This window comes from Enterococcus sp. LJL90 (genome assembly GCF_056924355.1).
The window spans coordinates 1-23,507 of the sequence record NZ_JBXPBQ010000005.1 but is presented as its reverse complement, the minus strand read 5'-3'; the positions used below and the strand labels follow the sequence as shown (position 1 = coordinate 23,507).

General features: G+C 43.6%; 22 protein-coding genes, 19 tRNA genes and 1 riboswitch. Of the genes, 12 read left to right on the top strand and 29 right to left on the bottom strand.

The window, feature by feature from the left end:
• Positions 1-33 precede the first annotated feature (33 nt).
• Entirely contained in the window at positions 34-570 is a 537-nt protein-coding gene (locus AC1Z3S_RS11965) for a dCTP deaminase/dUTPase family protein (protein ID WP_461740545.1), read from the bottom strand.
• Between the two features lie 326 nt (positions 571-896).
• On the opposite strand from AC1Z3S_RS11965, the gene serC reads away from it, so the two are divergent.
• The 8 genes from serC to AC1Z3S_RS11925 all read left to right on the top strand — a co-directional run bounded on the left by serC (position 897) and on the right by AC1Z3S_RS11925 (position 9,205).
• Positions 897-1,982, top strand: a complete 1,086-nt coding sequence (serC, locus tag AC1Z3S_RS11960; protein ID WP_461740544.1) for a 3-phosphoserine/phosphohydroxythreonine transaminase — start codon at positions 897-899, stop codon at positions 1,980-1,982.
• Positions 1,983-1,984: 2 nt separating this feature from the next.
• On the top strand, positions 1,985-3,172 hold the full coding sequence (locus tag AC1Z3S_RS11955; protein WP_461740543.1) for a phosphoglycerate dehydrogenase: 1,188 nt from the start codon (positions 1,985-1,987) through the stop codon (positions 3,170-3,172).
• Entirely contained in the window at positions 3,172-4,416 is a 1,245-nt protein-coding gene (locus AC1Z3S_RS11950) for a DUF1015 domain-containing protein (protein ID WP_461740542.1), read from the top strand. The genes AC1Z3S_RS11955 and AC1Z3S_RS11950 overlap by 1 nt, the downstream gene beginning before the upstream one ends.
• Positions 4,417-4,507: 91 nt before the next feature.
• Entirely contained in the window at positions 4,508-5,311 is an 804-nt protein-coding gene (gene proB, locus AC1Z3S_RS11945; RefSeq protein WP_461740541.1) for a glutamate 5-kinase, read from the top strand.
• 65 nt (positions 5,312-5,376) lie between these two features.
• A complete protein-coding gene (locus AC1Z3S_RS11940) occupies positions 5,377-6,636 on the top strand; it encodes a glutamate-5-semialdehyde dehydrogenase (protein WP_461740540.1) in 1,260 nt (419 codons plus the stop codon).
• Positions 6,637-6,641: 5 nt separating this feature from the next.
• The gene (gene hisJ, locus AC1Z3S_RS11935; protein ID WP_461740539.1) at positions 6,642-7,487 is read left to right on the top strand and encodes a histidinol-phosphatase HisJ; all 846 of its coding nucleotides are present in this window, start codon (positions 6,642-6,644) and stop codon (positions 7,485-7,487) included.
• A gap of 202 nt (positions 7,488-7,689) precedes the next feature.
• Entirely contained in the window at positions 7,690-8,061 is a 372-nt protein-coding gene (locus tag AC1Z3S_RS11930; protein WP_461738082.1) for a BlaI/MecI/CopY family transcriptional regulator, read from the top strand.
• Position 8,062: 1 nt separating this feature from the next.
• The gene (locus tag AC1Z3S_RS11925; protein WP_461740538.1) at positions 8,063-9,205 is read left to right on the top strand and encodes a M56 family metallopeptidase; all 1,143 of its coding nucleotides are present in this window, start codon (positions 8,063-8,065) and stop codon (positions 9,203-9,205) included.
• A 113-nt stretch (positions 9,206-9,318) separates the two neighbouring features.
• Here the strand turns inward: AC1Z3S_RS11925 and AC1Z3S_RS11920 are convergent, their stop codons facing one another.
• Positions 9,319-9,567 carry a hypothetical protein gene (locus tag AC1Z3S_RS11920; RefSeq protein WP_461740537.1) on the bottom strand — a complete coding sequence of 83 codons (249 nt, stop codon included), beginning with the start codon at positions 9,565-9,567 and terminating at the stop codon, positions 9,319-9,321.
• A 443-nt stretch (positions 9,568-10,010) separates the two neighbouring features.
• Here AC1Z3S_RS11920 and AC1Z3S_RS11915 point away from each other — a divergent pair, with 443 nt between their 5' ends.
• From AC1Z3S_RS11915 to araA, 4 genes are all read left to right on the top strand, one after another.
• Positions 10,011-11,090, top strand: a complete 1,080-nt coding sequence (locus AC1Z3S_RS11915) for a GntR family transcriptional regulator (protein ID WP_461740757.1) — start codon at positions 10,011-10,013, stop codon at positions 11,088-11,090.
• 142 nt (positions 11,091-11,232) lie between these two features.
• The gene (locus tag AC1Z3S_RS11910) at positions 11,233-12,819 is read left to right on the top strand and encodes a xylulokinase (protein WP_461740756.1); all 1,587 of its coding nucleotides are present in this window, start codon (positions 11,233-11,235) and stop codon (positions 12,817-12,819) included.
• Between the two features lie 25 nt (positions 12,820-12,844).
• Positions 12,845-13,540 carry an L-ribulose-5-phosphate 4-epimerase gene (locus AC1Z3S_RS11905; RefSeq protein WP_461740536.1) on the top strand — a complete coding sequence of 232 codons (696 nt, stop codon included), beginning with the start codon at positions 12,845-12,847 and terminating at the stop codon, positions 13,538-13,540.
• A 24-nt stretch (positions 13,541-13,564) separates the two neighbouring features.
• A complete protein-coding gene (araA, locus tag AC1Z3S_RS11900) occupies positions 13,565-14,989 on the top strand; it encodes an L-arabinose isomerase (protein ID WP_461740535.1) in 1,425 nt (474 codons plus the stop codon).
• A gap of 43 nt (positions 14,990-15,032) precedes the next feature.
• Here the strand turns inward: araA and AC1Z3S_RS11895 are convergent, their stop codons facing one another.
• The 27 genes from AC1Z3S_RS11895 to AC1Z3S_RS11765 form a co-directional block, all read right to left on the bottom strand.
• Positions 15,033-15,521: a GNAT family N-acetyltransferase gene (locus AC1Z3S_RS11895; protein WP_461740534.1), complete on the bottom strand. Its 489-nt coding sequence runs from the start codon at positions 15,519-15,521 to the stop codon at positions 15,033-15,035.
• Between the two features lie 154 nt (positions 15,522-15,675).
• Positions 15,676-15,993 (bottom strand): hypothetical protein, encoded by a 318-nt coding sequence (locus AC1Z3S_RS11890; RefSeq protein WP_461740533.1) that lies wholly within the window; start codon positions 15,991-15,993, stop codon positions 15,676-15,678.
• 29 nt (positions 15,994-16,022) lie between these two features.
• The gene (locus tag AC1Z3S_RS11885) at positions 16,023-16,607 is read right to left on the bottom strand and encodes a helix-turn-helix domain-containing protein (protein WP_461740755.1); all 585 of its coding nucleotides are present in this window, start codon (positions 16,605-16,607) and stop codon (positions 16,023-16,025) included.
• Positions 16,608-16,734: 127 nt separating this feature from the next.
• A complete protein-coding gene (locus AC1Z3S_RS11880) occupies positions 16,735-17,193 on the bottom strand; it encodes an NUDIX hydrolase (RefSeq protein WP_461740532.1) in 459 nt (152 codons plus the stop codon).
• A complete protein-coding gene (locus AC1Z3S_RS11875) occupies positions 17,186-17,977 on the bottom strand; it encodes an alpha/beta hydrolase (RefSeq protein WP_461740531.1) in 792 nt (263 codons plus the stop codon). The genes AC1Z3S_RS11880 and AC1Z3S_RS11875 overlap by 8 nt, the downstream gene beginning before the upstream one ends.
• Before the next feature lie 53 nt (positions 17,978-18,030).
• Positions 18,031-19,506, bottom strand: coding sequence for an MDR family MFS transporter (locus AC1Z3S_RS11870; RefSeq protein WP_461740530.1), 1,476 nt, complete (start codon positions 19,504-19,506; stop codon positions 18,031-18,033).
• 249 nt (positions 19,507-19,755) lie between these two features.
• The gene (gene metK / locus AC1Z3S_RS11865; RefSeq protein WP_461740529.1) at positions 19,756-20,946 is read right to left on the bottom strand and encodes a methionine adenosyltransferase; all 1,191 of its coding nucleotides are present in this window, start codon (positions 20,944-20,946) and stop codon (positions 19,756-19,758) included.
• Positions 20,944-21,021, bottom strand: a riboswitch (SMK box riboswitch). Its footprint overlaps the gene before it by 3 nt.
• 225 nt (positions 21,022-21,246) lie before the next feature.
• On the bottom strand, positions 21,247-21,603 hold the full coding sequence (locus AC1Z3S_RS11860; protein ID WP_461740528.1) for a VOC family protein: 357 nt from the start codon (positions 21,601-21,603) through the stop codon (positions 21,247-21,249).
• Between the two features lie 119 nt (positions 21,604-21,722).
• Positions 21,723-21,794, bottom strand: a tRNA-Glu gene (locus AC1Z3S_RS11855).
• A gap of 12 nt (positions 21,795-21,806) precedes the next feature.
• A tRNA-Ile gene (locus AC1Z3S_RS11850) sits at positions 21,807-21,880 on the bottom strand.
• A gap of 16 nt (positions 21,881-21,896) precedes the next feature.
• A tRNA-Gly gene (locus tag AC1Z3S_RS11845) sits at positions 21,897-21,967 on the bottom strand.
• 7 nt (positions 21,968-21,974) lie between these two features.
• A tRNA-Phe gene (locus AC1Z3S_RS11840) sits at positions 21,975-22,047 on the bottom strand.
• Between the two features lie 10 nt (positions 22,048-22,057).
• A tRNA-Asp gene (locus AC1Z3S_RS11835) sits at positions 22,058-22,131 on the bottom strand.
• Positions 22,132-22,168: 37 nt separating this feature from the next.
• Positions 22,169-22,242, bottom strand: a tRNA-Met gene (locus AC1Z3S_RS11830).
• A 14-nt stretch (positions 22,243-22,256) separates the two neighbouring features.
• Positions 22,257-22,346 (bottom strand) — tRNA-Ser (locus tag AC1Z3S_RS11825).
• Positions 22,347-22,351: 5 nt separating this feature from the next.
• Positions 22,352-22,423 (bottom strand) — tRNA-Glu (locus tag AC1Z3S_RS11820).
• 13 nt (positions 22,424-22,436) lie between these two features.
• A tRNA-Ser gene (locus AC1Z3S_RS11815) sits at positions 22,437-22,524 on the bottom strand.
• An 11-nt stretch (positions 22,525-22,535) separates the two neighbouring features.
• Positions 22,536-22,609: transfer RNA gene (locus tag AC1Z3S_RS11810), tRNA-Ile, on the bottom strand.
• A 16-nt stretch (positions 22,610-22,625) separates the two neighbouring features.
• Positions 22,626-22,696: transfer RNA gene (locus AC1Z3S_RS11805), tRNA-Gly, on the bottom strand.
• Between the two features lies 1 nt (position 22,697).
• Positions 22,698-22,774 (bottom strand) — tRNA-Asp (locus tag AC1Z3S_RS11800).
• Between the two features lie 43 nt (positions 22,775-22,817).
• Positions 22,818-22,891, bottom strand: a tRNA-Met gene (locus AC1Z3S_RS11795).
• A gap of 13 nt (positions 22,892-22,904) precedes the next feature.
• Positions 22,905-22,994 (bottom strand) — tRNA-Ser (locus AC1Z3S_RS11790).
• Positions 22,995-23,016: 22 nt separating this feature from the next.
• A tRNA-Ile gene (locus AC1Z3S_RS11785) sits at positions 23,017-23,090 on the bottom strand.
• A 13-nt stretch (positions 23,091-23,103) separates the two neighbouring features.
• Positions 23,104-23,177: transfer RNA gene (locus tag AC1Z3S_RS11780), tRNA-Met, on the bottom strand.
• A 28-nt stretch (positions 23,178-23,205) separates the two neighbouring features.
• A tRNA-Ala gene (locus tag AC1Z3S_RS11775) sits at positions 23,206-23,278 on the bottom strand.
• A 17-nt stretch (positions 23,279-23,295) separates the two neighbouring features.
• Positions 23,296-23,369: transfer RNA gene (locus tag AC1Z3S_RS11770), tRNA-Pro, on the bottom strand.
• 13 nt (positions 23,370-23,382) lie between these two features.
• Positions 23,383-23,456 (bottom strand) — tRNA-Arg (locus tag AC1Z3S_RS11765).
• Positions 23,457-23,507: the final 51 nt, after the last annotated feature.

The following is a 23,507-nucleotide window of genomic DNA, read 5'->3' as shown; positions in this document are numbered from 1 at the left end:
GATTCTACGAAAAGTGGAACTGATAACTGACACTTAATCTTTGCCAGATGAGCCAAAGCCGCCGGTGCGTTGGCCGCCGGTTTCGTCTTGGTCGGCTTTTAAAAATGGTAAGAAGATGCCTTGTCCGATGCGTTCGCCTTTTTTAATTTGAACATCCCGCAGGCCAAAGTTGGTCAGCTGGAACATAATATGACCTTCATTATCAGGGTTTTCATAATAATCACTGTCAATCACGCCGATGCCATTGCTTAAAACTAGCAGGCGCTTTAAAGGATTGCTGGAGCGATTGGCTAGCTGTAAAAATTCGCTGTCTCCCATGTAGGCTTTAATGCCCGTAGCCACTAAAGTCGGCTTGAAAGCTTTTTCGTCGGCCAAAGCTTCATCAGGTTGACGGACGGTATTCAGCAAGGTTTTAAATGTCGTATTTAAGCCGGCCTTCCAAATACTGGGAATCACCACATCATTGGCAGCTTCAAAATCATAACCAGCGGCTTTGTTGGTGGCCCGCTGAGGAATATTGATGTTCTGGTCGCTAAAACTTGTTACTACTTCAAATCCACGAGTTTTCATTAATTTATGCGTTCCCTTCTGTCCTTTTTGTCGAATTCTCCTTAGCGAATGTAAACTGCTTTCTAAATTTTCTGAAACAAAGTAAAAATTAAAAAGTTTCACTAAATTTTTTACAAAAAGGTATAAAGTTATTTTAACATAACACGCCTTTAATTCCGACGAGTTTCACTGATTATCGATTAAGTTTTTAGAAGTTTTAAATTTCATTTTAAAATAAGTACAAGGATTCACAAAATTAATAAAATTAGGCTTTTGCCATTTTACTCTTTCTGTTATAATGTATTTCACATTTAAATTTAATAATTTTAAGAAGGAGCGATTTTAGTATGACTGTTTTTAATTTCTCAGCTGGTCCCGCCGTATTACCGAAACCTGTGTTGGAGCAGGCGCAATCGGAAATGTTAGATTATCGAGGCAGCGGCATGTCCGTGATGGAGCTGAGTCATCGTTCCTCCTTATTTGAAAACATTATCCAAGAGGCCGAAGCTTTATTGCGGGAATTAATGAACATTCCTGATAATTATCAGGTTTTATTTCTGCAAGGGGGCGCTAGCATGCAGTTTTCAATGGTGCCGCTGAATTTGGCCCAAGGAAAGAAAGCGTTGTACGCCAACACTGGCTCATGGTCGAAAAAAGCCATTTCTGAAGCGAAAAAAATTGCTGGCGTTGAGGTCGAGGTCATCGCCTCTAGCGAAGAGCAAAATTTCACCTACATTCCAAAAATTACGCCAGACATGATTGACCAAGATGTGGCTTATTTGCACATCACTACTAATAATACGATTGAAGGCAGTGCCTATCAGACAATTCCTGACGCCGGTAAGGTGCCAATTGTCGCTGACATGTCCTCAAATATTTTAGCAAATGATTATAAAACAGAGGATTTCGGCATTATTTATGCCGGTGCGCAAAAAAATATCGGCCCCGCAGGTTTGACTGTTGTGATTATCCGCGATGATTTACTTGGCCTGTTTTCAACACCAAGCGCCATGTTAGATTATAAAATTCAAGCGGACAATCATTCCCTTTATAACACGCCGCCAACTTTTGCAATTTATATGGCAAAATTGGTCTTTGAATGGGTCAAGGCAAATGGTGGCGTTGCTGGTATGTTAAAGCAAGACCAAGCAAAAGCTGGGCTATTATATCAAACGATTGCTGAATCCAACTTATTTACGAGCCCCGTTGACCAAGACAGCCGTTCGATTACCAATATTCCCTTTGTAACCGGCTCTGAAGCGTTAGACAAAAAATTTAATCAAGAAGCCTTAGCTGCTGGCTTTGAAAACTTAAAAGGCCATCGTTCTGTTGGCGGTATGCGGGCGAGTCTCTACAATGCCTTTCCGTTTGAGGGCGTCGAAGCCCTAGTTTCTTTTATGAAACAATTTGAATTAGAAAATGGAGGAAATTAAGCATGTTTGATATTAAAACCTTTAATGCAATTGACCCGCAAGGCTTAAAATATTTTGAAGATCCAAATTTCACCGTCAATCAAACGGAACAGCCGGCGGGAATTATTCTGCGCAGCCAAAAATTATATGATTACGATTTTCCAGCTTCTGTTCTTGGGGTCGCTCGTGCTGGTGCGGGAACCAATAATGTGCCCGTAAAAGAATGCGCCGAAAAAGGCATCGTCGTCTTCAACACTCCCGGCGCCAACGCAAATGCTGTGAAGGAATTAGTTTTAGCTAGTCTCTTAGTTTCCGTCCGACCACTAATTCAAGGCTCAACCTGGGTTCAGACCTTAACCGGTGCAGATGTTGAGGAGCAAGCCGAAGCCAACAAAAAAGCCTTCGTCGGACATGAATTAGAAGGTAAAAAGTTGGGTGTTGTCGGCTTGGGCGCTATCGGTGCCATGGTCGCCAATGACGCTTACCGTTTAGGCATGAACGTGACCGGCTATGATCCTTATGTTTCAGTCGACACGGCTTGGAATATTTCTCGCCGTGTCAAACGGGCGAACGGCATGGATGAAATTTTTGCCACTAGCGATTTTATCAGCCTGCACGTGCCCCTTTTAGAAAACACGCAAAACTTAATCAGCACTGAAGAATTGCAAAAAATGAAAAACGATGCCGTTCTGTTAAATTTTGCACGGGGTGGTTTAGTTGATACCGATGCTGTTTTGAAGGCCTTAGATGCAGGAGAAATCAAACAATACATTACCGACTTTGCCGATGAACGCTTATTGCGCCATGAAAAGGTTTTAGTCTTTCCTCATCTGGGCGCATCAACGGAGGAGGCCGAAGTCAATTGTGCAAAAATGGCGGGTCGCACCTTGAAAAAATTTCTGTTGACCGGCGAAATCAAACGCTCAGTCAATTTTCCCACGGTGGAAATGACCTTTGCTTCGCCTTATCGGTTGAGTATCGTCAATAAGAATGTGCCGAACATGCTAGGGCAGATTTCAACAATTATTGCCGGCATGGAAATCAATATCGACACTATGATTAACCGCAGTCGGGATGATTTAGCCTACACGCTAGTCGACATCGATGAAACCGATGAAGCCAAAATTCAAGAAGTGGCCAAACGAATTGCCGACTCTGATAATATTATTAAAGTCCGCGTGATTAAAAATCCAGAGGAGGGCGGTTTCTAATGGTTGAAATTCATCCCTTCGCCGGTATCCGGCCCCATGAAGATTTAGCAGAAAATATTGCGACACTGCCCTATGATGTTTTGAATTCGAAAGAGGCCTATGATTTGGCTAAGGACAATCCTTATTCTTATCTGCATATTGATAAGGCGGAAATTGATTTACCAAAAGAACTTTCCCCCTATGATCCGCAGGTTTATCAAAAAGCCGCCAGCAATCTGCAGGCCTTTTTGCAAAAGGATTGGCTGATTCGTGATGAAAAAAAAGTATTATATCTTTATGAACTGACGATGAATGGCCGCAGCCAAACGGGTTTAGTAACCTGCACGGCGATTGCTGATTATCAAAACGGCTTAATCAAAAAACACGAATACACCCGGCCGGAAAAAGAACTAGATCGCATCAATCACATTGATGCCTGCGATGCCAATACATCACCGATTTTTCTGACCTATCGTAGTGAAGCTGGCATTCAGCAGCTTATGCAAGATTGGCAGGAACAACATGCACCGGTCTATGATTTCACTAGCTTCCATGACGTTGCCCATCGGGTCTGGGTGATTGACGATGTCGAAATCATTGCTGCTTTAGTGCAGGGCTTTGCCGACAATGTGCCGGCGTTATACATCGCTGACGGTCATCACCGCACCGAATCAGCTGTCAAGGTTGGGCTGAAGCGGCAGGAAACTTATCCTGATGCTGGACCTGCTGCTGAATTTAATTATTTTCTTTCCGTCATTTTTCCTAAAGAGGAATTGGCAATTTTAGATTACAATCGGGTGCTGAAGGTGGCGATTGCGCCTGACTTTTTAACAAGACTCACGCAGTATTTTACCGTCGAAAAAGTCGCTGCAGGCAAACCGCAGCAGCCGAAAACCTTTGGCATGTATTTGGATCAGCAATGGTATCAATTGACCATTAAACAGGAACTGATTCCCAATGACCCGGTGGAACAATTGGATGTAGCTTTGTTGCAGCACTATGTCTTTGAAAAGGAATTTGCTATCCAAGATATTCGCACTGATAAACGGATTGACTTTATCGGCGGCATTCGCGGCATGGCGGAGCTGGAAAAACTGGTGGATTCCAAGGAGTGGACCGTTGCCTTTGCACTTTATCCTACCACCATGGATGATTTATTAAATGTGGCGGACGCTGGCAAAATTATGCCGCCAAAATCGACGTGGTTTGAGCCGAAACTGCTGAGCGGATTATTTCTACATGACTTAGCTAGTCAAAACAAGTAAAATAGAATAAACTAAACGAATCCCTTTGCTTTGGTGAAGGGATTTTCCCTACATTTAGAATGAAAATTTTTACATGAACGAGGAGTTTCCTATGCGTCAACAACTTGATAAAGCCCAGCGGATTGTCGTCAAAGTCGGCACCTCCACTTTAATTTATCCCAATGGCACAATTAATTTAAGTGCCATCGACCAATTGGCTTTTGTTTTAGCCGATTTAAATAATCAAGGCAAGGAGATTATTTTGGTTTCCTCCGGTGCGATTGGCGTCGGGCTCAATAAGCTGCAAATGGCCACCCGACCGCCAACCATTCCAGAACAGCAGGCCGTAGCAGCGGTCGGACAAACGGAGCTGATGAATATTTACGCTCAGCGTTTTTCAACCTATAGTCAGCAGACCGGTCAAGTATTGATGACCCGTGACGTGATTGATTTTCCGGAAAGCCGCCAAAATGTGACCAACACTTTAGAGCAGCTTTTGCAAATGCAGGTCATCCCCATCGTGAATGAAAACGATGCGGTGTCTGTCGATGAATTGGATCACCTGACTAAATTTGGCGATAACGACCAACTGTCGGCGATTGTCGCCCAATTAACCAAGGCCGACATTTTAATTATGCTTTCAGATATTGACGGTTTTTATTCCGCCAATCCCTTGACCAATCCCGAAGCAAAACTTTATTCCCACATCACCGCCATTGACGAAAATTTGATGGCACAAGCAGGTGATAAAGGCAGCAGCTTTGGCACTGGCGGCATGCGCAGCAAATTAAAAGCCGCCCAGCGGGTTTTAGAAAACGACAGCGCCATGGTCTTAGCCAATGGCAAGCAACCGCAAATCATTTTTGAAATTTTAGCCGGTAAAACTATCGGCACTTTATTTGCCAGCAATAAATAAGCCACCAAAGCTTTCGCAAAAGAGCTATTGTAACTACCGCCGTTAAAAGAAAAGGAGCTATCATGATGACAGATTTAATTACTTTGGGTCAACAGGCAAAAGCCAGCTCCCATGAACTGGCTTTACTCTCCACTTTAGAAAAAAACAATTTACTGACGAAGATGGCGGAGGCTTTAATTGCCAACACCACTGAAATTTTACAAGAAAATCAAAAGGATTTGAGCCAAGCCGCGGCCAATGGCATCAGTGAAACCATGCAGGACCGCCTTCGCTTAACTTCTCAACGAATCACCGAGATGGCAGACGGCATTCGCCAAGTCGTGACTTTAGACGACCCCATCGGTGCTGTCGATAAAATGTGGCGCAACGCCGATAATCTGTTAATCGGCAAACAGCGGGTGCCATTAGGGGTGATTGGCATCATCTATGAATCGCGCCCAAATGTCACTACTGATGCCGCCAGCTTATGTTTCAAAACTGGCAATGCCGTCATTTTAAGAGGCGGCAAGGAAGCCTTCAATTCCAATCAAATTTTAGTCAAAATTTTACAAGACACTTTGGCGGAAAACAACGCCAATCCCCACGCTATTCAATTTGTCGATGACACTTCGCGGGAAACAGCGACAGCTTTGATGAAGCTCAATGATTATCTCGACGTGTTGATTCCCCGTGGCGGCGCCGGCTTAATTCAACGGGTAAAAACGACAGCTACCGTGCCAGTGATTGAAACCGGCACCGGCAACAACCACGTTTATGTGGACAAGGATGCCGATTTAGAAATGGCTGTTAAAATTGTCGTTAACGCCAAGGTGCAACGGCCTTCAGTCTGCAATTCGATTGAAACCATTTTGGTCCATCAAGACGTGGCGGAGATTTTCCTGCCGCAATTAGAAGCCTACTTGAAGGCACACGCTGCTGAAACACCGGTGGAATTGCGGGCCGATCAAACGGCCGCCAGCTTTTTATCCGAAGCAATACCTGCGACAGAAAGCGATTGGCAGACGGAATTTTTAGATTATATTTTAGCGATTAAAGTGGTTGATTCCCTCGAAACGGCTATCACCCATATCAATCGTTACAACACGAAACACTCCGAAGCAATCGTCACCAAAGACTATCATGCTTCACAAAAATTCTTAAATGAAGTTGACGCCGCCGCCGTTTATGTCAATGCCTCCACGCGCTTCACCGACGGCTTTGTCTTTGGCTTTGGTGCCGAAATCGGCATCAGCACCCAAAAACTTCACGCCAGAGGACCAATGGGCTTGCATGAACTGACCTCGATTAAATATATTATTTATGGCGAAGGCCAAATCAGGGAGTAAAGACGATGAGTAAACCATTCAAAAAAGACGGCCACACCCATACCGAATATTGCCCCCACGGCAATGTGCAGGATGTCGAAGAGCTGATTCAAAAGGCCATTCAGCTGGACTTTAGCGACTACAGTATCACCGAACACGCTCCGCTGCCGCCGGAAATTATGACGACGCAAGCCGCCGGTAATCCCGAAGTCTGGACAACTGCGGCGATGGCGTTGAACGATGTCGAGCATTATTTTAAAAAAATGCAGCTGCTGAAAAAAAAATACGCCAGTGATATTCAGCTTCACATTGGCTTTGAACTGGATTATTTTGATGCCGCCCAAGACTGGACGACTGATTTTTTAAATGAATACGGCCCTTTAACCGATGACGGCGTTTTGTCTGTGCATTTTCTGCCGGGCAACGGTGGCCTTTGGGGAATTGATTATTCCTTTGAAGAATATAAACGCGGGGTTGTCGATTCCCTCGGCAGCTTTCAGGCGGCCCAAGAATTGTACTATCAAAAAGTTTTGGCTTCTTTACAGGCAGACTTGGGGCCTTACAAACCAAAACGCTTAGGTCATATCACCCTTTGCCAAAAATTTGAAGCACTCTTTCCAGAGGAGACCAACTTATCCTTGGAAAGCCTTCAGCTGATTCAAGAATTATATTTAAACATCATGCAACAGGGCTACAAATTAGACTTGAATACGGCGGGCTTTGACAAAGCCGCCTACGGTAAAAGCTACCCCGGCCCCGGCTTAATCAAGCAGGCCTTAGCCTTGCGAATTCCGTTGGTGTACGGCTCAGATGCCCACAGCTTACAAGAGGTTGGCCGTTATTATGATAAGGTCGCTGAATTTTTAATGTAAACGAATTGCAGACAGGATAGAGAAATTTGGAGCCATGCTGGCTTTTTTATCGACAGCCTCCAAAATTTCAAGCTATCCTGTTTTTTTATCACAAATAAGTTTTATTTTTTTCCTAATTTTTCTTGTGAAAATTGATTCTATATTTAATTATTGAGATAATGACGCCCACAGGCTATAATGAACTTGAATGGAGTGATTTGCTATGAAAGAATTAACCAAACGTGAAAGACAAATTATGGAGGTCTTTTGGCATGCTGGCGAACCCCTGTCAATTTCAGATGCCCACAATTTAGCCAGCGACATCAGTAAAAATACGATTGCCGCTGTCATCAAAAAACTATTTCAAAACGACCTGCTAAAAATTGACTCTGTCGGTTACAGCGGAACAGTTTTGACCCGCAAGTATTTGCCGACCATCAGTGAAGAAACCTTTGTGGCTCGGGAAATGTCGCAAGAATCTCTTTCCAATTTAGTCGCTAACTTTATCGACAGCTCACCAGATTTGGCTTCACTAGGCGAGTTGGAAGATATGATTAATAAAAGAAAGAGTCAGCTAGAAGAAGGCGGTGACTAGGGTGCGTTTCTCCCTTTCATCCTTCTTGATTTCGCTACTTTTTGTTGTAATTCTGGTCTTGATGCTGCAATTTATTCTCTGGAAGAAAAAAAGCATCAGAGTCATCCGCAGCGATTTTATTTTCGGACTCTTTCTGATTATTTTCCTGCGCTTGATTTTGCCAATCGAATTACCTACCACGATTACTTTAAAATCTGAACATGTAATGCCGGCGATTTTCACTTTTTTCCAAACGGAATTTTCCATCGCCGGCCAGTCTTTTTCTGTATTGACGCTGACCTTGGTCCTTTGGGGCATTGGTACGGCGGTGGGCCTATTGAAAATGTACCGCAGCCATCGGCAGTTGCGGCGCACAGTTGGCCGCTTTAAACAAACGCTACCCCTTGAGGAGCTTTTCTTCCTCGATGCCCAAGATTTTCAGTTTCTCAAAAAGAAACAGATTCCCTTGATTCAATCAGAGGTCATTTTTTCTGCGATGGCGGTAGGCATTTTCAAGCCGAAAATTATTCTCTCAAAAAAAGTTCCCCTAGACAGTCCTGAGCTGAAATATATTTTAAAGCACGAAATCCAGCATCTCCGCAACCATGATATTTTATTTAAATATCTGCTGGACGTTTTAACTGCCATCTACTGGTGGTTTCCTTTTATCTACCTGTTGCGGCGCCAGCTAAATTTGATTATTGAGCTGCGGGTGGACAATCAAGTCACCAAAGCGCTGCCCCAGACCGAATATTTTGCTTATGTCGAGTCTTTGGTTGCCGTCGTCAAAACGTTGGCCCCCGCCACTGACAAAAAAGCGGCGGACAAGGCGGTCTATTTTTTTCAAGGTTCCCGCAATGTTTTGTATAAAAGGGTCACCTTTTTATTAGAGGGCTATGAAATCAAGCGCACAAATTATGCGCTGCTGGCGATTTTAGGCGTGATTATTTTAGCGACAACTTCCATTATTTTTGAGCCTTACTCTGATGATAGCGCCGCTTTAGATGGCACCCTCAGCCTAGATGACCTCAGTGATCTTGATGCATACCTGCTCCACACAAAAGATGGCAAATACTATTTGTTTTACAACGGTGAAAACTTAGGGGAAATTTCTGACACCAATCAAGAATTTTTTGCCAATCTACCAATTCGCGAGGACAATTAAAAAGCCTTTATCTCCTTCAAGGACCACTTGAATAAGATAAAGACTTTTTTATTTTCTTAATGGTAACAAAGGCTGCGGAAAAACGCAGCCGCAAAAAATGTTCACCGTAGCGTTTAACTGGTTTTAGCATTTTCATAAATAATAAAAGCTACATGGGTCGGGACCTCTAATTGATTGCTGATAATCCGCACCGCCAAAATCTCATCTTCAGTATTGCGGATGATGGTGTGAACCTTCAGCATACTAGCCTGATTACCCAACAGTGACGCAATCAGATTTTTTTCCTGCGCTTCTTTTCTGAAATAATTGATCACACTAATCAGTGCAACAATTAAAAAAATAATTCCCAAAAATTCTAGCATCAAAATCTCACCCGCTTTCTAAACAAGCCTTCAGCCTACTTCATTTATCAATAAAATCCCAACTCATCATCGGTAAATTCATTATTTTTAGCAACTGCTTACAAATCCATTATACGGTATAAATTTATCGTGTCAATATTAACTAATATTTTTTGCAATTAAGTTAGTCTATTTAGGGGAAATTTAAGCAGTCAAAATTTCCCAAGCTCTTACATTTCTTAAAAATAAGTTTATCTGGACAATTTAGGTAATCTGCCTCTTAGGTTATAAAATAAATGAATGCAAAAAACTTCTCTTCAAATTTTGGCTTTCAATTCAACTGCTTCTGTTAAAAATTTTTTTGTCTAGCTTGATTTTAAACTTTTCATTTTTAAACCAGACAACTTGTGCTAAAATAAAAGATGTTCGGACATATTGTGAAAGAGAGGGGCGGTTAGATGGGCATTAGTAAGTATCAAGCCATCGCCGATAATTTAAAAAAGAAAATAGTTCAAGGGGAATATGCTTTAGATGCAGCCATCCCATCTGAATTGCAACTGCAAAAAGATTATGCCGTCAGCCGGCACACCGTGCGCCAAGCGATTGCCTTATTAGTCAACGAAGGTTATTTGCGGGCTGAAAAAGGTTCGGGAACTTATGTCGATAATGCCTATTTAGCTCCGGCAGCCCCATTACCTGCAAAAGAAAATAAAACAATCGGTGTCATTATCACCTATTTATCCGATTATATTTTTCCATCAATTATCCGCGGCTTGGAAAAAACTTTGCGCCAGCAGGGCTACTCCTTATTGTTGGCTAGCACCAATAACGACCATCAGCAGGAGCGGGAATGTTTAGAAAAAATGCTGGACTACGGGGTGCAGGGCTTGATTATTGAACCCACCAAAAGTAATCAATACAATCCCAACATCGCCTTGTACGTCAAATTGCGGGAACAAAAAATTCCGATGGTCATGATCAATGCCGCCTATGAAGAATTAGCGCTGCCCTCCCTTTGTGTTGATGACACGCAAGCGGGCTTTTTAGCGACAGAGCTATTGATTAAAGAAGGCCATCAGCAGCTGCTTTTTATTGCTAAAATTGACGACTTGCAAGGGAAATATCGGCTAAAAGGCTTTATTCAAGCCTGTGAAACCTATGATGTCCTTTTTGCTTCAGAGGACATCATCACCTACACAACCGAAACCCGCAAAGAGATTTATCAGCAGGTTTTAACCCGCCTCAATCAAAAAGCCGTTACGGGCATTATTTGTTACAACGATCAAATTGCCAGTCGTTTACTGGACGTTTTAGAAGAGCATCATTTCCAAGTGCCCCAAGCAATTTCGCTGGTCGGCAATGACAATGCCTCCGTCAGTAAAGTCGGCAAAGTAAAATTAACCACCTTGGAACATCCCAAAGAAAAAATGGGCGTGGACGCCGCCAACTGGCTGATTCAAGCCATTGAAACTCAGCAGGAGCCGCCGAGCATCCTTTATGAATCAAAATTAATTAAGCGGGATTCTACGAGGAAAATAAAATAAGAAATTTTTTAAGGCAGCTGTTCTCAGCTGTCTTTTTTATTTGTCCGTACAAAACAAAAAGAAATTGTTTACATGTACGTACAAATATTTTATAATAAAAGTGAATTTAAAGGAGGGGATTATCATTACGACGCAAGAACAAATTGCCACCGCAAAATTGAATATTATTGATGGCAACACGGCCTTAGGGATTGAATTTGGCTCAACACGGATTAAAGCGGTCCTGATTGGAGCGGATTTCACCCCGATTGCTTCTGGAAGTTACGAATGGGAAAATCAATTGGTGGATGGTGTCTGGACGTATTCGCTTGATGAAATTTGGAAGGGCTTACGCCAAAGTTATCGGAAAATGGCGGCAGAAGTCTTTGAACTTTATGGTGAAAATCTAGTGACTATCGGTTCGATTGGCTTTAGTGCAATGATGCATGGTTATTTAGCTTTTGACCAAGAAGACAATTTGCTGGTGCCTTTTAGAACTTGGCGCAACTCAATGACCGGTGAAGCGGAGGAAAAATTAACCGCAGCGTTCCAATATAACATCCCGCAGCGTTGGAGTATCGCTCATTTATACCAAGCCATTTTAAATCAAGAGGCACATTTAGCGAATCTGGATTTCTTCACGACTTTAGCTGGCTACATCCATTGGCAGCTGACTGGTGAAAAAGTTTTAGGTATTGGGGATGCTTCCGGCATGTTCCCGATCGATAGCAAAACGAAGAATTTTGCCCAAGACAAAGTGGCCATTTTTGAAAAATTAGCCGCTGAAGCTGGTTTTAGCAAAAAATTAAATAACCTCTTACCAAAAGTTTTGGTTGCCGGCGTGGACGCTGGTCACCTGACAGAAGAAGGAGCTTATCTTTTAGACCCGACTGGTACTTTGCAAGCGGGGATTCCTCTGTGTCCCCCTGAAGGCGATGCCGGCACGGGCATGGTGGCAACCAACAGCGTGGCTCAGCGCACCGGTAATGTTTCGGCGGGAACCTCGGCCTTTGCGATGATTGTCTTAGAGGAAGAAATGCAAAAAGTTCATCCGGAAATTGATCTAGTAACGACGCCAGCTGGTGATTTAGTCGCGATGGTTCACACCAACAATTGTTCCTCGGAAATTAATTCTTGGGTCAAGCTCTTTAAAGAATTTCTCGACAGTCTCGGTTTAGAAGTCAGCATGGATAAGCTGTATACGACTTTATTTAACAAAGCCCTCGAAGGCGATCCCGACTGTGGCGGTCTGATGTCCTTTGGTTACCATTCCGGCGAAAATATCACCGGTGTCAATGAAGGACGGCCATTATTTGTCCGCACGCCGGAAGGTAAATTTGATTTAGCGAACTTTATGCGGATGCACCTATCAAGCGCTTTTGGTGCGATGCGTATCGGCATGGAAATTTTAAAAACCGAACAGATTAAAATTGATAAATTAGTCGGTCACGGTGGTATTTTCAAAACGCCAGAAGTTGGTCAACGAATTTTAGCCGCTGCGATGGAAGCGCCGGTGACAGTGATGGAAACGGCTGGCGAAGGCGGAGCTTGGGGCATCGCTATTTTAGCCGCCTACTTGAAAAATACCCAGCAGGATTTAGAAAGCTTTTTACAGCAGCAGGTTTTTGCTGAGAGTGCTGGTGTCACCATCACTCCGACTGAAGCTGACTTAGCCGGCTATACGACTTTTGTGAAACGTTATGAAACGGCTTTGCCGATTGAAAAAACGGCAATTGACTATCTGAAATAAGTTTTAAAGGAGGTTTTTAAACAACATGTTAGAGCAACTAAAAGAAGAAGTTTTCCAGGCCAATCTCGAATTGCCGAAACACGGATTAATCAAATACACTTGGGGCAATGTTTCAGCAGTTGACCGGGAGCAAAACTTATTTGTCATCAAACCCAGCGGCGTCGATTACGATACGATGCAGGCCAGCGACATGGTCGTCTGCGATTTTGACGGCAAGGTTGTAGAAGGAAAGTTAAATCCTTCTTCCGATACCCCGACCCACGCCGTCCTCTATAAAAAGTTTTTAGAAATCGGCGGCATCGTCCACACCCATTCCACTTGGGCCACAGGTTGGGCGCAAGCGGGCGTTGACTTGCCGGCTATGGGAACAACCCACGCTGATACTTTTTATGGCAGCGTCCCCTGCGCTCGTTTTTTAACGCAGGCGGAAATTGATGCCGGTTATGAAACTGAGACCGGCAACGTGATTGTTGAAACTTTTAAGGAACGCAACATTCAACCACTAGAAATTCCCGGTGTCCTTTTGCACGGCCATGCCCCTTTTACCTGGGGCAAAGATGCCAATGCCGCTGTAATGAACGCCGTTGTATTAGAAGAAGTTGCCAAGATGAACTTCATCGCCCGCCAGCTTAACAGCTATGCACCAGAACTGCCGCAACAGATTTTAGACAAGCATTACCTGCGCAAACACGGTGCAGATGCTTATTACGGACAAAAATAAAATCATATAAAGGAGATTTATCAGATGTTATCAATTGGAAAAAAAGAATTTTGGTTTGTCGTAGGTTCCCAACATTTATACGGCGAAGAAGCTTTAAGAGAGGTTAAAAATCACGCAGAGGAAATGGTTGCTTCGTTAAATAAAAGCGGCAAGCTGCCTTATCCTGTCGTTTTACAAGAGCTAGCAGTAACACCTGCTGTCATCACTAAAATCATGAAGGAAGTCAACTATCGGGATGAAGTCGCCGGTGTGATTACATGGATGCACACCTTCTCACCAGCGAAAAACTGGATTCGCGGCACCAAATTATTGCAAAAACCTTTGTTGCACCTCGCTACCCAATACAACGAAAATATTCCTTGGGCAACGATTGACATGGACTTTATGAACTTAAACCAAGCAGCTCACGGGGACCGGGAATACGGCTTTATCAATGCCCGCCTGCAAAAAAATAATAAAATCGTCGTTGGCTTCTGGCAATCGGAAAAAGTTCAGCAGCAAATTGCCGAATGGATGGATGTCGCCGTTGCCTACAACGAAAGTTTCAACATTAAAGTAGCACGTTTTGGCGACAACATGCGTAATGTTGCCGTGACGGAAGGAGACAAAGTCGAAGCGCAAATTCAATTTGGCTGGACTGTTGATTACTTTGGCATCGGCGATTTAGTCCAATACGTCAATGCTGTGACTGAGGCAGAAGTCGATACTTTATTTGAACAATACAAAGAATTGTACGATTTTGATTACACTGATTATGATCAAAAAACTTGGGAAGACCATGTCAAAGTTCAAGCCCGCCAAGAAATCGGCTTGCGCCGTTTCTTAGAAGCCGGTGATTACACTGCTTTTAGCAGCAACTTTGAAGATTTATACGGCATGCAACAATTACCTGGTTTAGCTGTCCAACGCTTAATGGCAGAAGGCTATGGTTTTGCCGGTGAAGGCGATTGGAAAACAGCCGCCATTGACCGTTTACTAAAAATTATGGCTCATAACAAAGCGACCGGCTTTATGGAGGACTACACTTACGAATTGACACCTGGTAAAGAAGCCATTTTACAATCCCATATGATGGAGGTTGACCCCGTTTTAGCCGCCAATAAACCAAAAATTGTTGTCGCTCCGCTTTCCATGGGGGATCGGGAAGACCCTGCCCGTTTAGTCTTTGACGGTATGGCTGGCGAAGGTGTGGCAGTTTCAATGGCCGACTTTGGCACCAACTACAAATTATTAATCAATGAAGTCGATGCCTTTGAACCAACAGAAGCCGCACCAAAATTACCAGTGGCCCGCATCATGTGGACACCACGGCCAAACTTCCACGACGGCGTACAGTCTTGGATTGAAACCGGCGGCGGCCACCACACCGTCGTTTCACTGAGCCTGACTTCAGACCAAATTGAAACATGGGCAAAATTAGTCGGTTTAGAATTTGTAACAATTAAATAAAATAAAACCGCTGGTAAATAAATGCCAGCGGTTGTTTTTATATTTAGTTTTCTACAGTTGCGGCCAATTCTGTCAAAGCAGCACCGCTGAGACGAAAAATGCGCCATTCATCCATCGCCACGGCCCCCATCTTTTGATAAAAATCAATCGACGGCTGATTCCAATCTAGCACGACCCACTCAAAGCGGCCATAATCCCGTGCGACAGCTAAATTCGCCAAGTAAGCTAAAATTTGTTGACCAAAGCCCGCTCCTCGAAACTCCGGCTTCACAAATAAATCCTCCAAGTATAAACCCGGCTTACCGACAAACGTCGAAAAATTAGTAAAAAATAAAGCAAACGCCACCGGTTGCTCCTCGACTTCGCCGATAATCACCTCGGCCTGTTGCTTTTCAAATAAATTTTCCCGCAACAGCTCTTCTGTAGCCGTCACATCCGCCAGCATTTTTTCATAGACTGCCAATTCTTTGATAAAGTTTAAAATCAAGGGCACATCCTGCTCCGTTGCCCTTCTGATGACCATTTGCTCCATACTTAGCTCCCTCAACCACTCATTTTTTATTTTAACCAACTTATAAAATCGTCGAAACCTCATTTGTAAAATAACCTCAGAATACTGCCATAGCCTTCATCATTTCTTGAATCCCAATTAATTTGACTCAACAGCCTCTTTAGTTTTTATTCTGTTACATCACCCGATTAAAATGTCGCAGCGCTACTACTTCTACCACCTGACCGGCAATAATCACCCAAAAAGCAATCATCAAAACTCTATCCAAAGAAATAGTGACATTCATCTCCGGCAGAAACAACAGTATTCCTTGGGCCAAAGCGACAACCACAATCAAACCTTGAAAATAGCCATTGGCAATTCGGCTCGCTCTTTTTTCAATTTCCAGCCAGCGTTCATCCCCCTTTGCCGGCATGCGGAGACGGTAATAATGACTATAAAAATAGATAACTAATAACACTAAAGTAATACTTAAAATAATGGTTTGCTCCATTACTTGCCCTCCAATCTTTTCAATTACTTTTAAAGATTGACTAAAAAATTCGTGATAAAGACGACTAACAGAAAAATAATCAGCGCAATCACACTAAAGGCTAAAACAATCAAAATTTTTTCCCTGATGTAGTTTTTGCTATTCCGCTGTTTGCGAATGTCATCTAAATCCGTTTTTCCATCAGTAAAAGCAACGATTTCTCTGAATGTCTTAATATCATTTTTCTTTTTCACTTTTTCAACCTTCAGAGCAAAGTACATACTAATTGACCAAAAAACAATGATGGGAATATAACCCCAAATACCCCAAATAGTTATGCTAGCACCTCCAATAATCAACGTTGCTAGCATAAAAATTACCATCCACTTTGTGTACCTATCCATCTCATCATTTTGAATCATACGCCGCATTTGATCCACGTCTCCCTTCACTAATTCATCTAAAGTGACGTCAAAGAGGACACTCATTAATAACAAATTATGAACATCTGGATAGCTGCGTTCATTTTCCCAGTTGGAAATAGTTTGGCGGGAAACATAAATTTTCTCCGCTAAATCCTCTTGGGAAAGCTGATCACGGTCCCGTAATTTCTTAATTTGTTGGCTGAGGTTCATCTTCTTCATCCCTTCGATTTCAGCTTAGTTGTTGCAGGAATTTTTGACTAGCAAAGGTCTTTATCATAGGCGTTTTTGCGTTGTCAAAAGTCTTTATTAACGAAAAAACAGCGTAATATCAAGCTTTTTAATTTTCTTCATTATCCCGATTAATCAGGTGCAGAATTTCAGCTCCTTGATACTCGGCCAGCTCTTGTAACACTGCTGGCCGTAAAAGATTAATCTGTTTCAAAGGCAGCCAGAGAATTGTTTGCTCCTGGGGCTCTGTGCTGCGGTATTGTTTCTGATAAGGAACGCTCCCGCGATAAATAAATAACAATTCATGAAAGCTATCGTCCTCAATGCCAAAGAAATTCTCAACTATTGCCATCAGACTAAGGTCACTGACCGGCTGCTGCAATTCTTCGAAAATTTCCCGTTTGAGACCAGCCGCTGAATTTTCGTTAAATTTCAGCCGACCACCGGGGAGTGACAGCCGACCATTAGGGAAACGGCTGACCAAAAGCTGACCCTCGTGTTCTAGCCACGCCGCCACTCGAATATTTAGTTTTCCTTCTGGTAAAGAGACCGTCAAATCGTTAGGCATTTTCTTCGAAGAACCATTCTAAGACCCGCTGAATCCATTGGTCCCAAAAAATCCAATTGTGTTCGCCGGGGCCCTCCTCAAAAGTATGGGCAACACCTAATTTAGTCATTTGACCAGACATTCCGGCACTGGCTGCATAGAGAGGGTCTTCAGTTCCGCAGGCCAGAAAAATGCGGGGAATTTCCTGACCGCTGGCTACTAGTTTATTCAATAAATACAAAGGGGCATTATCACTATTGGCCACCTCATCTAAGGGGCCAAAGATACCCTCCCAATAATTCCGGGGCCGAACCTCCAGCATCTGCTCCATTTGCAGACCTAAAACGACTGCTCCTGAGAGAGAAGCCACAGCCGCAAAATTTTCAGGCTTTCTTAAACCAAGTTTTAAAGCCCCGTATCCTCCCATTGACAGTCCAGCCGCATATGTTTTTTCCCGTTTAGTAGAAATTTGCGGAAACAGCTCATGGACAATCTCCGGTAATTCCTCCGCAATAAAAGTCCAATAGTTCATATCATAAGTCGTATCTGTATACCAGCCCAAATCAGTCGAAGGCATCACCACAGCAATCTGATAATCCGCCACATAGCGCTCGATTGACGTGCGCCGAGCCCAGACGCTGTGATTGCCATTCATGCCGTGAAGCAAATATAAAACCGGGACATCCTCATTGGCCCCAAGACTGCTGCTACCGATTTTTTTCTCCGTCTTTTGCGGCAATACTACATTGATCATGACTTCCATTTCTAAAACATTTGAATAAATATTGGCTTGTAAAAAGGCCATCTCAACCACTCCTTTTGTCTTATATAACTTTAAACATCAGCTTTTCAGCCGTCTCAAGAGTTACTTACTTTCATTTTTTGTTTTTGCTGATACAACATAACGACTGCAATAGCAACTGCCACCATCACTAACCCAATCAGAAAAACCCGATGCAGTCCACTGTATAAAATTTCCCGCAGCGGGGTCAGCATCTCCTGCGGCAATTCTTTAGCAGTTTGCGGATTAACCAACTGATTCATCAAATCACTTTGCGGATCAAAACCTTTTTGCGCTAAACCTTGCGCCGTGGCTTGATTGATTATCAAGCCAAAAACTGAAACCATTACCGTCTGGCCAATTGTCCGCACTAGCGTATTAAAAGAGGTCGCCACCCCTAAAGATTCCGGCGGCACACTACTTTGAACGCTGACAGTCGCCGTTGTGATGGTAATCCCAAAACCTAAGCCGATAACTGCTGAAATCACTAGAAAGAAATTATAATTACTATAGGCAGGTAAAAAGAATAAACCAAATCCGCCAAGCGCAACTAGACTCAGCCCTTGAAGCAAAATTCGCTGCTCAGAAAATTTACTCAGCCAGCGCCCCGCTAAAAATGAGCCCGCCATCCATAGAATCGACATCGGCGCTAAGGCTAGTCCGCCGATTGCCGCACTGATGCCTAAAACTCCCTGCATCCACATTGGAATATAAACATCAATTCCTATTAAATAGCCACTCACCAATGCAGCAACTAAATTAGCCGCCACAAAAAGCGGGCTTTTAAATAAGCCTAAAGTAATAATTGGGTCTTCCGCTTTTTTTTCCGCTTTTAAAAAAATCACAAAAGCTAAAATGGCAATCACAAATAAAAACAACACACTCACAGATACACCATTTTCCAACTCTTGAAATCCTAATAGCAAACTAAATAGCGTCACTAACAGCGTGATTGTTCCCACAACATCGACCCGTTTGGCTGTTCGAGGAACTTTTTCCTCCTGTAAAAATAAATAAATTAGCCCCAGCAGGACTAAACCAATCGGCAGATTAATAAAGAAAATCCAATGCCAGCCGATTGTGTCGACAATCAGGCCACCCGCTAAAGGCCCAAGAACACTAGAAATCCCCCAAGCTGCATTGTTAAAGCCTAAAACCTGTGCCCGCTTTTCCACAGTATACATATCAGCAATAATTGTCAGAGCCACCGGCATAATCGCCCCAGCACCGATTCCTTGAATGGCCCGTGCAATAATCAGCGTCAACATTGTGTTGGACAAGCCACACAGAGAAGAACCTATAATAAAAATCAAAATACCCAGCATAAAAATCGGTTTACGGCCGACCTTGTCTGCCAATTTTCCATAAATCGGCGTCATCATCGCATTGGTTAATAAATAAACTGAGAAGACCCAATTCATAATTTCCAAACCATCTAAAGAGCCGACAATTGTCGGCATTGCCGTCGTGACAATTGTCCCTTCAATCGCCGTCATAAAAGTCGCCACAAAGACACACACAGTGACTAAGGGGACATTGGTTTTTCTTGCCATTTCCTTCATTACTCCCTTATTTAGACTATCTCTTTGATTGTATCAGAAAAAAGCCGTACAACTCCACTAAAAAAATATTTATCACAAGTTAATCGCAATTCTGTTGCCAATTAAAAAATATTTTTCTAGTCAATTCACTGTTGAAGATTTTTCAACTTCTCTGACACAAAATGAAAAAAGAAGGCCCGGCTTACGCCAGTACCTTCCGTTTTTCACATTAAGACAGAATAAAAAGTTTTTTTAGCTCAACTACTCGCCAATGCTCTCTCTTAAGCCCGCTACCTTGTCCAATTTTTCCCAAGGTAAATCAATATCTGTGCGGCCAAAGTGACCGTATGCGGCCGTTTGCTTGTAAATCGGCCGCTTCAAGTCCAGCATTTCAATAATACCTGCTGGACGCAAATCAAAATTCTCCCGCACTGCTTCAATCAGTTTACTTTCAGGCACGGTTGACGTTCCAAAAGTATTGATTGAAATCGAAACCGGCTGCGCTACACCGATAGCATACGCCAACTGAACCTCAGCCTTTTTAGCAAAACCGGCTGCTACAATATTTTTAGCAATATAACGGGCCGCATAACTTGCAGAACGGTCCACTTTAGTAGCATCTTTTCCAGAAAAAGCGCCGCCGCCATGACGGGCATAGCCACCATAAGTATCGACAATAATTTTGCGGCCAGTCAGACCAGCATCCCCTTGAGGTCCGCCAATAACAAAGCGTCCCGTCGGATTTATAAAATATTTTGTCTGCTCATCCAATAGATGAACTGGAATCACATCTTTAATCACTTTTTCAATAATATCATCATGAATCGTTTGATTGTCCACCTGTTCATCATGCTGAGTGCTAATCACAATCGTATCGACTCTTTGCGGCTGACCAGCCTCATCATATTCAATCGTCACCTGCGACTTGGCATCTGGACGCAAATAATCTAACTCGCCACTCTTGCGCAACTCCGCCAACCGGCGAACTAAACGATGGGATAAAGCAATCGGTAACGGCATTAATTCCGGTGTTTCATCGACTGCAAAACCAAACATCAAACCCTGGTCACCTGCACCAATCAAATCTAATGGATCACCATTTGTCCCCCGCACTTCTAAGGCTTCATCAACCCCTTGGGCAATATCAGGTGATTGTTCATCAATTGCAACTAATACGGCAACCGTGTCCCCGTCAAAGCCGAACTTGGCCCGCGTATAGCCAATTTCATTAATCGTTTTGCGGACAACTTTTTGAATGTCCACATAAGCACTTGTGGATATTTCACCAAAAACTAGCACCAAACCCGTAGTGACGGATGTCTCACAGGCGACCCGTGCATCGGGATCCTTTTCTAAAATCGCATCTAAAATTGCGTCACTAATTTGATCCGCAACCTTATCTGGATGGCCTTCAGAGACAGATTCTGAAGTAAATAAATGTCTTTCTGTCATGAGTTATTCCCCCTAAAATTTTTCGGTTACAAGGCATCTTCGCAGTGCGAATCCTTTCGGGAACTTGCAACGATACCTAGTATAGCAGAAAGCTTCGGAAAACCCTACAGAAATCAATGTAAATTTCCTAGCCAATAAAAAAGCCTCCTGCGTTGTGACCGACAAGAGGCTAAAAAATTAAAAAATGGTTTTGTAAAATTTCCTATTTCTCAGAACCAGTATTAGCTATCACTACATTATTCCATGTAAAACAAGTGAACATGAACGAAAAAATTTTTCATGTTCTGCTGTTACAAGTTCTTAACTAGCCGTGTGGGAAACAACTTCAAGATTGTAGCCATCCGGGTCAAAAATAAAAGCGGCATAATAATTTTCATGGTATTGTGGCCGCAGTCCAGGTCCACCATTATCGACCCCACCGGCCTTCAACGCTGCAGTGTAAAAAGCCTCCACCTGTTGACGACTCCCGCCAAAGGCCAAATGAATGGGAGAAACATCGCCTTTTACAATCCACAAATCGCCACCGCTCTCGGCGCTAAAACAAACACCATGGGGCATTTCCATCTTTATTTGATAGCCCAAAGGTTTCAAAGACTCCTGATAAAATTCCTTACTTTTTGCTAAATCACTTACACTAATACTTAAATGATCAATCATGTGCGCTCCTTCTTTCTTAACTATAGGTATTTTCTCAAGTATAACAAAAACAAGTCAATAAAAGAAAGCGGATACTTTTGACCACAAAAAAAAGACTGCAACTAAAGCAATCTTCGAAGTGACCCGTACGGGAATCGAACCCGTGTTACCGCCGTGAAAGGGCGGTGTCTTAACCGCTTGACCAACGGGCCGAATATTAATAATGGGCCTAAATGGACTCGAACCATCGACCTCACGCTTATCAGGCGTGCGCTCTAACCAGCTGAGCTATAGGCCCCAAACAAATGAAGTAAAGCGGGTGACGAGAATCGAACTCGCGACAACAGCTTGGAAGGCTGTGGTTTTACCACTAAACTACACCCGCAAAAAAATGGCGCGGGACAGAATCGAACTGCCGACACATGGAGCTTCAATCCATTGCTCTACCAACTGAGCTACCGAGCCATAAAAAAAGCGGTCTGGACGGGACTCGAACCCGCGACCTCCTGCGTGACAGGCAGGCATTCTAACCAGCTGAACTACCAAACCGTTTTAAAGGGTGATACGTACTTTTATTAAAAAGTAATTGCGGGAGCAGGATTTGAACCTACGACCTTCGGGTTATGAGCCCGACGAGCTACCAGACTGCTCCATCCCGCGATAATATTAAAAAAAGGAGGATAAGGGATTCGAACCCTTGCACGGTTTTACCCGCCTGACGGTTTTCAAGACCGTTCCCTTCAGCCGGACTTGGGTAATCCTCCAGCAATGACCCGTACGGGAATCGAACCCGTGTTACCGCCGTGAAAGGGCGGTGTCTTAACCGCTTGACCAACGGGCCTAAAAAAATGAAACGGAGAAGGAGGGATTTGAACCCTCGCGCCGGTTTCCCGACCTACACCCTTAGCAGGGGCGCCTCTTCAGCCACTTGAGTACTTCCCCAAGAAAAATAATGGGCCTAAATGGACTCGAACCATCGACCTCACGCTTATCAGGCGTGCGCTCTAACCAGCTGAGCTATAGGCCCAAATTAATAAAACTAAAGCGGGTGACGAGAATCGAACTCGCGACAACAGCTTGGAAGGCTGTGGTTTTACCACTAAACTACACCCGCATGGCGGTCTGGACGGGACTCGAACCCGCGACCTCCTGCGTGACAGGCAGGCATTCTAACCAGCTGAACTACCAAACCAATATTAGTTTTATTAAATTGTACTTTTGATAGTCAAAAGTAATTGCGGGAGCAGGATTTGAACCTACGACCTTCGGGTTATGAGCCCGACGAGCTACCAGACTGCTCCATCCCGCGATAATATTAAAAAAGGAGGATAAGGGATTCGAACCCTTGCACGGTTTTACCCGCCTGACGGTTTTCAAGACCGTTCCCTTCAGCCGGACTTGGGTAATCCTCCAGTATTAAAAATTAGAAAACAATGGACCTTGTAGGACTCGAACCTACGACCGGACGGTTATGAGCCGTCTGCTCTAACCAACTGAGCTAAAGGTCCAAGCTCTAAAGTATCGCGGCGGAGGGGATCGAACCCCCGACCTCCCGGGTATGAACCGGACGCTCTAGCCAGCTGAGCTACACCGCGAAAATATAATTTTCATTAAAAAATGAAATGGAGCCTAGCGGGATCGAACCGCTGACCTCCTGCGTGCAAAGCAGGCGCTCTCCCAGCTGAGCTAAGGCCCCATGATGTTACAAAATAATCGGGAAGACAGGATTCGAACCTGCGACCCCTTGGTCCCAAACCAAGTGCTCTACCAAGCTGAGCTACTTCCCGTTAAAAACTATAATGCACCCAAAGGGAGTCGAACCCCTAACCTTTTGATTCGTAGTCAAACACTCTATCCAGTTGAGCTATGGGTGCATGGTGTTTTCACACTATGCCGAGGACCGGAATCGAACCGGTACGGTGATC